Origin of the sequence: Serratia rubidaea (assembly GCF_016026735.1) — a bacterium.
Classification (GTDB): domain Bacteria; phylum Pseudomonadota; class Gammaproteobacteria; order Enterobacterales; family Enterobacteriaceae; genus Serratia_B; species Serratia_B rubidaea.
Genome location: NZ_CP065640.1, coordinates 3226611 through 3241339 on the forward strand (window position 1 = coordinate 3226611; position 14729 = coordinate 3241339).

The following is a 14729-nucleotide window of genomic DNA, read 5'->3' on the forward strand; positions in this document are numbered from 1 at the left end:
GGGTCGTAGCGGCGTAAGCCGCCGGAGCGCCCCTCGTTACGCTAGGCCCGAGTATCTCGAACTCTCAGACCACTTTGTCATCAACCTCAAGGCCCCGTTCGGGGCCTTTCTTGCGTTTAACGGCGGCGAAACCCGGCGTTTCTTCTATACTTTTTGCGCATTGGTGGCCTTATTTTCGGCAACCGGTCGCATGCAGGGTAACAGTTCGGGCCGTTGCAGCGTATAATACGCCACCGAACCCGCCCCGACTGGGCTGGGTAGCAGGCTGGTCCGGCGTCGGCCCGTATTACGGCAGTGGCGGCGGCTCGGGCTCTGCGAGGTTTTTTACCCGAAGGAGAACGCAACATGACGGCTACAGCCCCGGTGATTACCGTTGATGGACCAAGCGGCGCAGGCAAAGGCACGCTGTGCCAGGCCCTGGCCGAATCGCTTGGCTGGCGTTTGCTGGACTCAGGCGCGATTTACCGCGTACTGGCTCTGGCTGCGCTGCATCATCAGGTTGATATCACGTCAGAGGAGGCGCTGGTTCCGCTGGCCGCACATCTTGACGTCCGGTTTGTCGCAGAAAACGGCAAGCTGCAGGTGATTTTGGAAGGTGAGGACGTCAGTAATGAGATCCGCACCGAAACCGTTGGCAACACGGCCTCTCAGGCGGCGGCATTCCCGCGGGTGCGCGAGGCGCTGCTGCGCCGGCAGCGCGCGTTTCGCGAGGCGCCAGGCCTGATCGCCGACGGCCGCGATATGGGCACGGTGGTTTTCCCCGATGCGCCGGTTAAAATTTTCCTCGACGCCAGCTCGCAGGAGCGCGCGCAGCGCCGTATGCTCCAGTTGCAGGCGAAGGGCTTTAATGTTAACTTTGAACGTCTTTTAGCCGAGATAAAAGAACGGGACGACCGTGACCGTAATCGGCCGATAGCGCCGTTGGTGCCGGCTGCCGACGCTCTGGTGCTGGACTCGACCAGCATGTCGATCGACGAAGTTATCCGGCAGGCGCTGGCATATGCGCAGGAAACACTGGCGTTGCCGCAGCAATAAGCGCGGCGGCGTAGTGTTATTTGTACATTTGTCATCTGATTGACATAGCAGTATCATGATATATCGGGTAAAATTTTACCCCTGTAACCTTAAACCCTGTCGGCATGGAGCCAATGGCGGGGTATGTTAAACAACCCCATTCGGCGGGACGCTAAATGGACGTTAAATCAAAGAACCCTGAAGATTATCAACATGACTGAATCTTTCGCTCAACTTTTTGAAGAATCCCTGAAATCAATCGAAACCCGCCCAGGTTCCATCGTGCGCGGCGTTGTTGTTGCTATCGACAAAGACGTAGTACTGGTTGACGCCGGTCTGAAATCTGAGTCTGCCATCCCGGCTGAGCAATTCAAAAACGCCCAGGGCGAACTGGAAATCCAGGTTGGTGACGAAGTTGACGTTGCTCTGGATGCAGTAGAAGACGGCTTCGGTGAAACCCTGCTGTCCCGTGAGAAAGCTAAACGTCACGAAGCTTGGATCACGCTGGAAAAAGCTTACGAAGACGCTGAAACTGTGACCGGTGTTATCAACGGCAAAGTTAAAGGTGGTTTCACTGTTGAGCTGAACGGCATCCGCGCGTTCCTGCCAGGTTCCCTGGTTGACGTGCGTCCGGTACGCGACACGCTGCACCTGGAAGGCAAAGAGCTTGAATTCAAAGTGATCAAGCTGGATCAGAAACGCAACAACGTTGTTGTTTCTCGCCGTGCGGTCATCGAATCCGAGAACAGCGCAGAGCGCGATCAACTGCTGGAAAACCTGCAGGAAGGCATGGAAGTTAAAGGTATCGTTAAGAACCTCACTGACTACGGTGCATTCGTTGATCTGGGCGGCGTTGACGGCCTGCTGCACATCACTGACATGGCTTGGAAACGCGTTAAGCACCCAAGCGAAATCGTCAACGTGGGTGATGAAATCACCGTTAAGGTACTGAAGTTCGACCGCGAACGTACTCGTGTTTCCCTGGGCCTGAAACAGCTGGGCGAAGATCCATGGGTTGCTATCGCGAAACGTTACCCAGAAGGCACCAAGCTGACTGGTCGTGTTACCAACCTGACTGATTACGGCTGCTTCGTAGAAATCGAAGAAGGCGTTGAAGGTCTGGTACACGTTTCTGAAATGGATTGGACCAACAAAAACATCCATCCGTCCAAAGTTGTTAACGTGGGCGACGTTGTGGAAGTTATGGTTCTGGACATCGATGAAGAACGTCGTCGTATCTCCCTGGGCCTGAAGCAGTGCAAATCCAACCCATGGCAGCAGTTCGCGGAAACCCACAACAAGGGCGACCGTGTTGAAGGTAAAATCAAGTCTATCACTGACTTCGGTATCTTCATCGGCCTGGACGGCGGCATCGACGGCCTGGTTCACCTGTCTGACATCTCCTGGAACGTTGCAGGCGAAGAAGCAGTACGTGAATACAAGAAAGGCGACGAAATCGCAGCGGTTGTTCTGCAGGTTGACGCAGAGCGCGAGCGTATCTCCCTGGGCGTTAAGCAGCTGGCTGAAGACCCGTTCAATAACTACCTGTCTATGAACAAGAAAGGTGCTATTGTTACTGGTAAAGTCACCGCAGTTGACGCTAAAGGTGCTACAGTTGAATTAGCAGGCGGCGTAGAAGGTTACCTGCGTGCATCTGAAGCCTCTCGCGACCGCGTTGAAGATGCAACTCTGGTTCTGAACGTAGGCGACGACGTTGAAGCTAAATTCACCGGCGTTGACCGTAAGAACCGCGTTGTAAGCCTGTCCGTACGTGCTAAGGACGAAGCTGACGAGAAAGATGCTATCGCGACTGTTAACAACAAACAGGAAGAAGGCAACTTCTCTAACGCAATGGCTGAAGCTTTCAAAGCGGCTAAAGGCGAGTAATGACGGGGGGGCGGCGTTTCCCGCCCCCGATACGGTAGTTTAGCTGCAAAGCTTGGAGGAACTATGACCAAGTCTGAACTTATTGAAAGACTTGCTGGCCAGCAATCTCATATCCCGGCGAAGGCCGTTGAGGATGCAGTGAAAGAGATGCTAGAACATATGGCTGCGACATTGGCTGATGGCGAGCGCATCGAGATCCGCGGATTCGGCAGTTTTTCTCTTCACTACCGTGCCCCGCGCGTTGGTCGTAACCCAAAAACCGGTGACAAGGTTGAGCTGGACGGCAAGTACGTTCCTCACTTCAAACCGGGCAAAGAGTTGCGCGATCGCGCCAATATCTATGGTTAATTGACCATAGCGTTGTTGCTTGTAAAGAATATAAAACGGTGCCTTCTGGCGCCGTTTTTTTTGTCTGTGGCGCCAGTGCATGATGGGGGAAATACCGCCTGCGTTTGCCGCACTTTCCTCATGATGTTGCGCGCTGCTGCGCACGCTTGGCGTAAGGCGTGTTAAGCCAAAAGCAAGTTTGCGTGCTGCTTTCCGTTACTCGCTTTTAGGGCGGGTAACCGGCCTGAATATCATCATACTCTCCCTGCAATCGTGAACCGTTCACCGGGAGAGCATTATCAAAATTTCCGTGGATATCGCCGCCGTTGCCTTGGTGTTGGGCATGCTGCCGCTGCTGTTTTTACCGCAGTTGCCGCCGCCTATGCTGATCGGGGGATTGGCGTTGGCAATGGTGATCTGCTGGCGCCGCACGACCTCGGCGTATTGCCAGTATGCCGCCTGGCTGCTGTGCGGGTTGGTGTTGGCCTGCGGCAGTGCGCAGCAGCTTACGAGCCAGATCGCCGTATTAAGCGGTAAGCCGCTGCATCTGACGGTCAGCGTTGCCAGCGTGGCCTTGGCTAACCATGAGCCGGGCAAGGTGCTACTGCGCGTTGAGCAGGTTAACGGCCGCTGGCTGTTTCCAGCGTTATCTTTCAGCGCCTACTGGAAGCATGGCCCATGGTGCGCCGGACAACGCTGGCAACTCAAAGCGCGCCTGCGCCCGGTACACAGCCGGCTGAATCAGGGCGGTTTTGACAGCCAGCGCTGGGCAATAGCGCGCCGTCAGCCCTTAAGCGGATATGTGCAGTCCGCAACGCCGATCGATGTACGCTGCAGCTGGCGCCAGCATATTGTCAGCGCGGCGCAGCGGCGTAGCGACGGTTTACCTCACCAGGGCACTCTGCTGGCGCTGGCGTTTGGCGAGCGTGCTCTGCTGAGCCAGGGGGAGCGGAATCTGTTTCTGAAAACGGGCATTGCGCATTTAATGGCGATTTCCGGCCTGCATATTTCTCTGGCGGCTATGGTCGCGTGGTGCCTGTTGCGCCTGATGCAGTTTACGTTACCGGTGGGCAGGATTGGCTACCGCGGGCCTCTGATTGCCAGCCTGTTGGCGGCGTTGGGATATGTCTGGCTGGCGGGGGCCCAGCCGCCGGCGGTGCGGGCGCTGCTGGCGTTGACGCTGTGGACGCTGATACGCTTACGGGGAATCTGTTGCACCTCCTGGCAGATTTGGCTGTGGTGCGTATGCCTGATTCTGCTCAGCGATCCGTTGGCAGTGCTGTCCGACAGTTTCTGGCTGTCGGTACTGGCGGTGGCGGCGCTGATCTTCTGGTTTGAATGGGCGGCACTGCCGTCCCGCTTCAGCACCGGCTGGTATTGGGCGCCGCTGCGTTGGCTGCATATCCAGTTGGGGATGACGCTGTTGCTGATGCCGATGCAGTTTGGACTGTTTCACGGCGTGACCTGGACCTCGCTGCCGGCCAATCTCTGGGCGGTGCCGATTGTTTCATTGCTCAGCGTGCCGCTGATTTTGTTTGCCATTATCAGCGGCGCCGGGAGCCTAGTGGCCAGCGGGTTTTGGCGCTGGGCCGACCTGTCATTGACCTGGGCGATGTGGCCGCTGCCGTGGCTGGAACAGGGATGGCTACGCGTTGGCAGCGCGCTGCTGCCGTTCAGCGTACTGGGCTGGCTGGCGGTGGTTGGCTGGCGCTTGCGTTGCTGGGCTTCTTCACCCTGCAGTTGTATTGTCGTGCTGCTCTGCTGCCTGACGTGGCGCGAACGTCAGCCGGACTATCGCTGGCGCGTCGATATGTTGGACGTGGGGCATGGCCTGGCGGTGGTGATCGAACGTGACGGCAAGGCGGTGATGTACGACACCGGCGCCCGCTGGGCAAGCGGCAGCATGGCCGAGCGGGAGATCCTGCCTTATCTGCACTGGCGCGGTCTTGAACTGGAGAAGATTATCATCAGCCACAGCCATCAGGACCATATGGGCGGGCTGAGTACGGTGCAACGAGCCTTTCCGCAGGCGGAGGTGTATTCTCCTCTGTATGCCGCCGGGCATTATGCCTGCGTACGGGGGCGGCAGTGGCAATGGCGCGGGCTCAATTTCCGCGTGCTGTGGCCACCGCAGCGCCTGAAACAGGTGGGCAATGATGATTCCTGCACTATCCGCGTCGATGATGGCAGGTTCAGCCTGTTGTTAACCGGCGATTTGGAGGCTCGCGGGGAGTCGGCGCTGCTGAAACTGCGCGCTGAGCTACCCTCTACCTTGCTGCAGGTGCCGCATCACGGCAGCAAGACCTCATCCACGCCGCCATTTTTACGGGCGGTGGCGCCGGCAGCGGCGTTAGCCTCGGCCTCCCGCTACAATCAGTGGCGTCTGCCTGCGGAAAAAATCATCAAGCGTTACCGTTCCTATCGCATTGCATGGCACGACACTTCACGCTCCGGGCAGTTGAGCGCGTTATTTTTCGACAATGATTGGCAAATTAAAGGCTTTCGTGAGCAATTAATGCCCCGTTGGTATCATCAGCGGTTTGGAGAAAGGGGGGATAATGAGTAAAATGGGCCGCTATTTCTTCCGATGCTGGTATTTGCATGATGAATGATAAAGATCTCTCGACCTGGCAGACCTTCCGTCGACTATGGCCGATGATCACCCCTTTCAAAGCAGGGTTAGTTGTCGCTGCTATTGCGCTGGTGTTAAACGCAGCAGGCGATACCCTGATGTTATCCTTGCTCAAACCGCTGTTGGATGACGGCTTTGGTAAAGCAGACAGCAGCGTTCTGGTATGGATGCCGCTGGCCGTGATCGGGCTGATGCTGATGCGCGGCGTAACCAGCTTCATTTCAAGCTATTGTATTTCCTGGGTATCGGGAATGGTCGTGATGCAGATGCGTCGGCGCTTGTTTGGCCATATGATGCGTATGCCGGTTTCTTTCTTTGATCAGCAGTCTACCGGTACGCTGCTGTCGCGCATTACCTATGATTCCGAACAGGTAGCTTCATCATCGTCCGGCGCGCTGGTGACCGTGGTGCGTGAGGGCGCTTCGATCATCGGCCTGTTTATCATGATGTTTTACTACAGCTGGCAGCTGTCGCTTATCTTGATCGTACTGGCGCCGATTGTTTCTATCGCTATCCGCATGGTTTCCAAGCGTTTCCGTAATATCAGCAAAAGCATGCAAAATACGATGGGGCAGGTGACCACCAGTGCCGAACAGATGCTGAAAGGGCATAAGGAAGTTCTGATTTTCGGCGGGCAGCAGGTAGAAACCGAACGTTTCAACACCGTCAGCAACCGTATGCGTCAACAGGGGATGAAACTGGTTTCCGCCTCATCCATCTCCGATCCGATTATTCAGCTGATTGCTTCGCTGGCGCTGGCCTTTGTCCTGTTTGCCGCCAGCTTCCCAAGCGTGATGGAGACCCTGACGGCGGGTACCATTACCGTAGTGTTCTCCTCGATGATTGCACTGATGCGTCCGCTGAAATCGCTGACCAACGTCAATGCCCAGTTCCAGCGCGGTATGGCGGCCTGCCAGACGCTGTTCTCCATCCTGGATATGGAACAGGAAAAAGATACCGGTACGCGCGAAATCAAGCGCGCCAAAGGGGACGTCGAGCTGCGCAATGTCACCTTCTACTATCCGGGGAAAGATACGCCGGCGCTGCGTGATATCAACCTGACGATTGAGGAAGGTAAGACGGTGGCCCTGGTCGGACGTTCCGGCTCGGGTAAATCGACGATAGCCAACCTGTTGACCCGCTTCTATGACATTCAGGAAGGTGAGATCCTGATGGATGGGCACGACCTGCGTGAATATACGCTGGCGTCGCTGCGCGATCAGGTGGCTCTGGTATCGCAGAATGTCCACCTGTTTAACGATACCATCGCCAATAATATCGCCTATGCCCGCGAGGATCGTTATAGCCGTGAAGATATCGAGAAAGCGGCGCGGATGGCTTATGCCATGGACTTTATCGAGAAAATGGATCAAGGGCTGGATACGGTGATCGGTGAAAACGGCGTGATGCTTTCCGGTGGTCAGCGTCAGCGTATCGCCATTGCCCGTGCGCTGCTGCGTGATTGCCCGATCCTGATCCTGGATGAAGCCACCTCGGCGCTGGATACGGAATCTGAACGGGCGATCCAGGCGGCGCTGGACGAGTTGCAGAAGAACCGTACCTCGCTGGTTATTGCTCACCGCCTGTCTACCATTGAAAAAGCGGATGAGATTTTAGTGGTTGAGGACGGCCGTATCGTTGAGCGTGGCGAGCACGCTGACTTGCTCGCGAAGCAGGGTGCTTACGCACAGCTGCACCGCATGCAGTTTGGTGAATAATGATCGAGCGTATCTGGTCCGGCAGTTCGCTGCTCTACCTGTTGTTACTGCCGCTCTCCTGGCTGTATGGCCTGGTGAGCGGGCTTATTCGTCTGAGCTACCGGCTCGGCTGGCGTAAGAGCTGGCGTGCGCCAGTGCCGGTGGTGGTGGTGGGCAACCTGACCGCCGGCGGCAATGGTAAAACGCCGACGGTTATCTGGCTGGTCGAACAGCTGCAGCAGCGTGGCTACCGGGTTGGCGTGGTTTCCCGCGGCTATGGCGGCAAGTCGGCGGTTTATCCGCTGGTGCTGGATGCACAGACGACCACCCGGCAGGCCGGGGATGAGCCGGTGCTGATCTATCAGCGCACCGCGGCGCCGGTGGCGGTATCGCCCAAGCGAACGGAAGCGGTGCAGGCGCTGCTGGCGCAGCACGATCTTGACCTGGTGATTACCGATGACGGCTTGCAGCACTATGCGCTGCAGCGTGACGTTGAGCTGGTGGTCATTGACGGCGTGCGGCGTTTTGGCAATGGCTGGTGGTTGCCGGCTGGGCCGATGCGCGAACGCGCCGATCGCCTGCGCAGCGTTGACGCCTGCATTACCAATGGCGGCGTGGCGCAGCCGGGTGAGATCGCCATGAAACTGCAGGCGCGTGATGCGGTAAATATCGCTACGGGCGAGCGGTTGCCGGCGGCGCAGCTGCCGCAGGCTGTCGCGATGGCCGGCATTGGTCATCCACCGCGCTTTTTCGCCACGCTGGAAAAGCTGGGCGTTAACGTCGTACAGGAAGTGGCGTTCGCCGACCATCAGGACTATAGCGCAGAGCAACTGCAAGCGCTGACCGCGCCGGGGCAAACGCTGTTGATGACAGAAAAAGACGCGGTCAAATGCCGCGCCTTTGCACAGGATAACTGGTGGTATCTGCCGGTTGATGCCGTCTTTCCCGCTGAACAGGCGGCATCATTGCTGCAACGCATTGAATCCCATCTGAAGAAGTAAATCAGGCCTCCAGCGCGCCAAGCCCCAGCGCTTGCGCGCAGGCCTGCAGCGAACGCTGCTGCGTCTGTCGGTACAACGCCAATTCATCCACCACTTCCGTGCCGAGCGCCTGTTCGAACGCGCTGCGGCTGGAGGCGGCGTTGTAATGCGAGTGCGCATTATCTCCCAGATTCGACTGGAAAATACCGGCGGCGCTGACCGGCAGAAAATCCTCGTATACCAACGGCTGGAAACGAATATACTCCTCGGCGATTAAGCGCTCCAGCGTCCAGCTTTCATCCAGATTCTCCTTGGCCGCCAGCCCCAGTTCCGTAGGGAAATAGCGGAACCAGGCCAGCCGTTGCTCGCGCAGCGTCGGATAGTCATCCGGGAAGGCGCGGAAGTTATCCTGCAACAGCTGATAATAATGCGCGGCATTGCCTTCGTTTGGCGTGGCCTGCAGCGCATCGTTGGTGGCTTGCAGCAGGCGATCGTACAGAGCGCGGCCTTCCGGCGTCAGCGCGACGCCGCGTTGCTCTATCTCGCCAAAGCGCGCCGTGTGTTGTCCCATCACCGCAGCACCGTCGCTTTCGACAAAAGCCACCTGTTCCACCAGCGCTTTAAAGCTGGTTTGCCGCAGCAAAATTGGGCAGCGGCGGCGCGGTGGGCCTTCGATCACCGCTTTGGGCGTGATGCCCCGTTGCGGCATGGCGTTCTGCGCTGCGTCAATATCCAACGTGCGCGGCGTCAGGTGGTTAATGTGCGGCCCTTTAAATGCCACGACATCGGCGATCAGCCGGTGTTGATCGTGCAGTTGCCGGTATTCGGCAGCGCTGACGGTGGCCTGACTGTGCCAGCGGAAGGTTTCCAGCGCCTGCTCAACAAATTCGTCCGCCTGTTGTGCGCTCAGCCCGCCCTGGTTTTCATGCTGCGCGATCAGCGCCAGCGCTTTGGGGGTGAAAATACGGCGGCGCTCCAACAGACGTTGCGCTAACGCGCGCAGTTCCGGCTGTTCGATCAACTCCAGCCGTAACAGCGAGGTGAATACGCGGAAAGGGCTGGCCTGCAGATCCTGCTCGTGGACGGCGCGAAAGGCGGTGGAGTGTACCGGCACGCCCGCCGGCGCCAGGTCGTAATAGCCGACCGGCGACATGCCCATTACGTTGAACAGCCGGCGTAGCGTCGCCAGCTCTTCGGCGGTGCCGACGCGGATGGCGCCATGGCGCTCCATCGCCAGACGTTCTATTTCACCGGTGATTTGCAACTGGTGCGCCAATGCGCTGTCGCTGCTGAGCACCTGGCGGTTGGTTTCCGCCACCAGTGCTAACAGCTCGCCATAGAGCGGCACCTCTTTTTGATACATCTCCGACATCGCCAGAGAAAACCGGCTGCGGATTTCATTGGGTGAAACGAACTGCTGAGCAGTCATGCGCATAGCTCCTTTGTTCAGTTTTATCTGAAAAAATGACGTTTCCGGTAAAAGTGCTGCCGATCGTGCCTCTCACCTTGTTATCAACCCAAGTTTAGCCATCGGGCTATGGATTTGTTATATGTTGCGTAACCATATTGGATTTTTATGCGTTAGCTCTCATTTGCCGCGTCTGGATCGCGACGCAGGCGTCAAAAAAACGCTGGGGCAGGTTTTCTTTACCGTACTTTGCAAAAAATAACTCAATACTAATCATAGATATAAAATTAAATGGCACGCCGGGATAAAAATAGTGTGAAAACCCTCTTGTGCAATCAGGGCTTTTATGAGTAAATGAATTCGGCCTGTGATTCAGACCTATTTATGTACGAGACAAGATTTAGAAGTTTAGGTAGTAAGTTACTAAGCTAAGCAGTTCCTCCATAAACGTTATCATTCGATTCCGCTTCAAAGACGAACCTTCTAAGTACCTCCCATAAGTAATGATTCTGCAATGGCCAAAATTGCCTTATGGCAGGTTTTGTAAATATTTAAAAGGTAAATGTAATGTCTAAGAAGACCGGTCAGGTTAAGTGGTTCAATGAGAGTAAAGGTTTTGGTTTCATTGAACAGCAAGACGGCGGTAAAGATGTATTTGTACACTTCTCCGCAATCATGACCGATGGTTTCAAGACCCTGGCTGAAGGCCAGCGCGTTGAGTATACCATTGAAGACAGCCCGCGCGGGCCGGCTGCCGCCAACGTTGTTGCCCTGTAAGTTTTACAGGAAATAGCGTATAGAGATCTTGATACAACCTTGATGAGGCGTTGAGCCGAGTCATGCGGAAGATATTAAGTTCAATAAGCCCGCCGTTGTGCGGGTTTTTTATTTGTTGCTCATGAGAGGTTTGTTACGAAAAACTTTAGGATGGGCGGTTAGCATCCAGACAATAATAACAAAGAGCGTTGTTACGGATGCCCGAAAGAAAGGAAATAATTATGTTTAAAAATACAATGTTAAAAATGGGCCGTGTAAAATGGTATGACCAGGCCGCAGGCTACGGTGTGATTTTACCGGTTGACGGCAGCGATGAGATTTATGTCAGCCGTCGCGCTATTGCCAATACGAAGAACAAGTCATTAAATGAAGGTCAGAACGTCGAGTTCTCGATCTGTCGCAGCTCCCACGGGCTGTCCGCCGCGGACGTTATCGCGTTCTAAGGCATTCCCCTTCCTCGCCAGTGCCGGTGTCGCCACCCCCTCGCACTGGCGAAGAACCTGCAAATCCCCCCTTATCTATCAGCAATATGATGATGTAACAAACGCCATCATGCTTTCCCAACGCTGACATTTTCGTTATCCCGCATCTAATGCGTTGAAGAAAAATGCCTGAACTTCCACTATTCTCAAGCGATTGATTAATCACCTGAGCTTTTCTATGTCCGTTCCGGTTATCTCACTGACCGCAGCCCGCGCGCTGCATCTGGCGGCCCAGGGGCTGCTGACGCCGGCGAAACGCAAGGCCAGAGCAGAAGATGTGCCCGCCGCGATCCAACGCATGGGCCTGCTGCAAATAGATACCATCAGCGTCGTCGCCCGCAGCCCTTATCTGGTGCTGTTCAGCCGGTTGGGGGATTATGCGCCGCAGTGGCTGGAGCAGGCGCTGGCCAGCCGCCAGCTGTTTGAGTACTGGTCGCATGAGGCCTGCTTTCTGCCGATTGAAGACTTCGGTCTGTTGCGCCACCGTATGCTGAATCCGCAGAAGATGGGCTGGAAATATTCGCAGGCGTGGGTGGAAGAGCATCAGGAGGCGATTAACGGCGTGTTGCATCATATCGCCGCACATGGGCCGCAGCGCTCGGCGGATTTCAATGCGCAGAAGAAGGGGAGCAACGGCTGGTGGGAGTGGAAGCCGGAAAAGCGCCACCTTGAGACGCTGTTCACCGCCGGTAAGTTGATGGTTGCCGAACGGCGCAATTTCCACCGGGTGTACGATTTGACCGAGCGTCTGTTGCCGGAGTGGGACGATGCCAGACATGCGCTGTCCGAGGAACAGGCGCGCTGGGATATGCTGGCGCGCACCTGCCGCTATCTGGGGATTTTTAAGGCGGAGTGGCTGGCTGATTATTATCGTCTGAAACGCGTGGCGCCTAAAAATTTACTCCGGCAGCTACAGCAGCAGGGGGAAATCGTGCCGCTAAAAGTTGCGCAGCTGCCGGGCGATTTTTATCTGCATCATTCGTTGGCAGAACTACTGCCGCTGGCCGAGCAGAACACGCTGCGCTCGCGGGTTACCACGCTGCTTTCACCGTTTGATCCCGTGGTGTGGGATCGCCGCCGGGCGCTGGAATTGTTTAATTTCGACTATCGGCTGGAGTGCTATACGCCGAAACCAAAGCGCCAGTACGGTTATTTTACGCTGCCGGTGCTCAACCGCGGCGAGCTGATTGGGCGTATCGATGCAAAAATGCATCGGCGAGTCGGAGAGTTTGAGGTGATCAGCTTCCATTTGGAACCTGATGTGCGTATGGGCAAACAGCGCTGTCAGGATCTTTTTCAGGCCATCAGCCGTATGGCGCAATGGCACGGCGCGGCGCAGGTCAGGCTGAAAGCCGTACCGGAAGCATTGCGTGAACAATATGGCGAGGTGTGGCAAGTGGGATAACGAACGGCGTTGTTTCTGGGGGGTAAAACGAGTGACATCGCCGTTCGTTACAAGCTTGGCCCTTTAGGCGCTGAAGTTAGCGAACAGGGCGATAATTTTATTGATACGTTTCATCATTGGCAGGTGCTTGCATAATTGTGTGACTTACATCACAAATGTTACGCCTGCTTGACGGGTAACACAACCCCCGCGCTACTTTGGCGAAAAGCACAGCTGTAAAACCCGCAATGATTAACCTGGGCTGGCGCGTTATGTTATTCTCACGCACATTCCCCACAGTCATATCTCTCCCCATGGAGGAAGCATGGATCACCGTTTGCTTGAAATTGTTGCTTGCCCGGTCTGCAACGGAAAACTGTACTTTGATAAAGAAAATCAGGAATTGGTCTGTAAGCTGGACGGCCTGGCGTATCCGCTGCGCGACGGTATTCCGGTGCTGCTGGAAAACGAAGCGCGCACGCTGTCGCCGGATGAGAAGCAAGCATGAGTTTCATCGCCATAATTCCGGCTCGTTATGCATCGACCCGTCTGCCGGGTAAGCCGCTGGCGGACATCCACGGGAAACCGATGGTGGTGCATGTGATGGAGCGCGCGCGTGAGTCCGGCGCGGCGCGGGTTATCGTCGCCACCGATCATCCCGACGTCGCCCGTGCGGTTGAAGCCGCCGGCGGTGAGGTATGCATGACCCGAGAGGATCATGAGTCCGGCACCGAGCGTTTGGCCGAGGTGATCGCGCATTACGGCTTTGCCGACGATCAGATCATTGTCAATGTGCAGGGGGATGAACCGCTGGTGCCGCCGGTGATCGTTCGCCAGGTGGCGGACAATCTGGCGGCGAGCAGCGCCGGCATGGCCACGCTGGCTGCGCCGATTGAAACGGCGGAAGAGGCGTTTAACCCGAATGCGGTGAAAGTGGTGATGGATGCCGAAGGCTATGCGCTCTATTTCTCCCGCGCCACCATCCCTTGGGACCGTGAGCGTTTCGCGCGGTCTAAAAGTGAGATTGGCGATAACCTGCTGCGTCACCTGGGCATTTATGCTTACCGCGCCGGTTTTGTCCGCCGCTATGTCAGCTGGGCGCCAAGCCCGCTGGAAAAAATCGAACTGCTGGAGCAGCTGCGGGTGCTGTGGTACGGCGAAAAGATCCATGTCGCGGTGGCGAAGGCCATCCCGAGCGTCGGCGTGGATACCGCGGAAGATTTACAGCGCGTGCGCGACAGCCTTAACGCTTAAGTTTTCTTATTGCTTACCGGCCGTTCTGCGCCGGTAAGCGTATTCACCATGTCAACGTCCCTGCGCCCAGCGTTAAGAGATCACGCTTTGACGCTATCCCCTTTCAAACGTTGCCACAGGCTGCCCAGGGTTTCGTACCAGGCGCGCTCGCTATGGCCGAGAAACATGGCGGAAGGCAGTAGGCGATCCCAGATATTCAGCGGCGAAGTGATGGCCAGCTGGTTGGCCGGCGCCGGGATGGGCTGCAATCCCTGCGCCTCGAAAAAGCGCATGGCGCGCGGCAGGTGGTTGGCGGAGGTCACCAGCAAAAACGGCTGCCGGCCGATCAGTTTGGCGACCTGCGCCGCCTCTTGCTCGGTATCCACCGGGCGATCCAGCACCACAATATCACTGCGCGGCACGCCCAGGCTTTCCGCCACCCGCGCTGCGGTTTCCGCATTGCTCAGGGTGTTGGCGCCGCGCGCGCCGGTAAACACCATTTTCGCCCCGGGATGCGTAAGATACAGCCGCACCCCTTCGGTAACCCGCGGCAGGCTGTTGCCGATCAGGTTCGAGCTGGGCGCCCAGTCCGGATTGAAAGTGTAACCGCCGCCTAAAACCACGATATAATTGACCGGGTCGTGACCGCGATAGGTGGCGTAGGTGGCTTCTATCGGCCGCAGCAGCCGATCGGCGACCGGCTGCAGGCTGAAAAGCAGTAAAAACAGCCAGCTCAGGCTGAGAATCACTTTCCCGCTTCTCTGCCAGCGGGTGAACCACAGCAGCAACAGCGCCAGCGCCATCAGCAACAGCAGGGCGGGCAGCGGCATCATGATGCCGCCAATAAACTTTTTCAGGTTGAACAGCATGAAAAATCCGGTCCTTTTGGGCGAAAAAACGACATCCGG

Annotated in this window: 13 protein-coding genes; 11 read left to right on the forward strand and 2 right to left on the reverse strand. The window is 56.6% G+C overall.

Going from position 1 to position 14729, the window contains the following annotated elements:
* Positions 1-345 precede the first annotated feature (345 nt).
* The 6 genes from cmk (at position 346) to lpxK (ending at position 8558) form a co-directional block, all read left to right on the forward strand.
* Entirely contained in the window at positions 346-1035 is a 690-nt protein-coding gene (gene cmk / locus I6G83_RS15095; protein ID WP_015671758.1) for a (d)CMP kinase, read from the forward strand.
* A 192-nt stretch (positions 1036-1227) separates the two neighbouring features.
* Positions 1228-2901, forward strand: coding sequence for a 30S ribosomal protein S1 (rpsA, locus tag I6G83_RS15100; protein WP_041411759.1), 1674 nt, complete (start codon positions 1228-1230; stop codon positions 2899-2901).
* Between the two features lie 63 nt (positions 2902-2964).
* Positions 2965-3249: an integration host factor subunit beta gene (gene ihfB, locus I6G83_RS15105; RefSeq protein WP_015671760.1), complete on the forward strand. Its 285-nt coding sequence runs from the start codon at positions 2965-2967 to the stop codon at positions 3247-3249.
* 322 nt (positions 3250-3571) lie between these two features.
* Positions 3572-5794: a ComEC family protein gene (locus I6G83_RS15110; RefSeq protein ID WP_232238970.1), complete on the forward strand. Its 2223-nt coding sequence runs from the start codon at positions 3572-3574 to the stop codon at positions 5792-5794.
* A 35-nt stretch (positions 5795-5829) separates the two neighbouring features.
* Complete coding sequence (msbA, locus tag I6G83_RS15115) at positions 5830-7578, forward strand: lipid A ABC transporter ATP-binding protein/permease MsbA (protein WP_015671762.1); 1749 nt, start codon at positions 5830-5832, stop codon at positions 7576-7578.
* Positions 7578-8558 carry a tetraacyldisaccharide 4'-kinase gene (gene lpxK / locus I6G83_RS15120; RefSeq protein ID WP_054306344.1) on the forward strand — a complete coding sequence of 327 codons (981 nt, stop codon included), beginning with the start codon at positions 7578-7580 and terminating at the stop codon, positions 8556-8558. The genes msbA and lpxK overlap by 1 nt, the downstream gene beginning before the upstream one ends.
* A gap of 1 nt (position 8559) precedes the next feature.
* Here lpxK and hglS read toward each other — a convergent pair whose 3' ends face one another.
* Positions 8560-9966 carry a 2-oxoadipate dioxygenase/decarboxylase HglS gene (gene hglS / locus I6G83_RS15125; protein WP_054306343.1) on the reverse strand — a complete coding sequence of 469 codons (1407 nt, stop codon included), beginning with the start codon at positions 9964-9966 and terminating at the stop codon, positions 8560-8562.
* 546 nt (positions 9967-10512) lie between these two features.
* Here hglS and cspE point away from each other — a divergent pair.
* The 5 genes from cspE (at position 10513) to kdsB (ending at position 13842) form a co-directional block, all read left to right on the forward strand.
* Positions 10513-10722, forward strand: coding sequence for a transcription antiterminator/RNA stability regulator CspE (cspE, locus tag I6G83_RS15130; protein WP_015671765.1), 210 nt, complete (start codon positions 10513-10515; stop codon positions 10720-10722).
* A 221-nt stretch (positions 10723-10943) separates the two neighbouring features.
* Complete coding sequence (locus I6G83_RS15135; protein ID WP_015671766.1) at positions 10944-11165, forward strand: cold-shock protein; 222 nt, start codon at positions 10944-10946, stop codon at positions 11163-11165.
* Positions 11166-11382: 217 nt separating this feature from the next.
* Positions 11383-12609 carry a winged helix-turn-helix domain-containing protein gene (locus I6G83_RS15140; RefSeq protein ID WP_054306342.1) on the forward strand — a complete coding sequence of 409 codons (1227 nt, stop codon included), beginning with the start codon at positions 11383-11385 and terminating at the stop codon, positions 12607-12609.
* A gap of 304 nt (positions 12610-12913) precedes the next feature.
* Positions 12914-13096, forward strand: a complete 183-nt coding sequence (locus I6G83_RS15145) for a Trm112 family protein (protein WP_015671768.1) — start codon at positions 12914-12916, stop codon at positions 13094-13096.
* Positions 13093-13842, forward strand: coding sequence for a 3-deoxy-manno-octulosonate cytidylyltransferase (gene kdsB / locus I6G83_RS15150; protein ID WP_054306341.1), 750 nt, complete (start codon positions 13093-13095; stop codon positions 13840-13842). The genes I6G83_RS15145 and kdsB overlap by 4 nt, the downstream gene beginning before the upstream one ends.
* 80 nt (positions 13843-13922) lie before the next feature.
* Here the strand turns inward: kdsB and elyC are convergent, their stop codons facing one another.
* A complete protein-coding gene (elyC, locus tag I6G83_RS15155) occupies positions 13923-14690 on the reverse strand; it encodes an envelope biogenesis factor ElyC (protein ID WP_054306340.1) in 768 nt (255 codons plus the stop codon).
* Positions 14691-14729 lie beyond the last annotated feature (39 nt).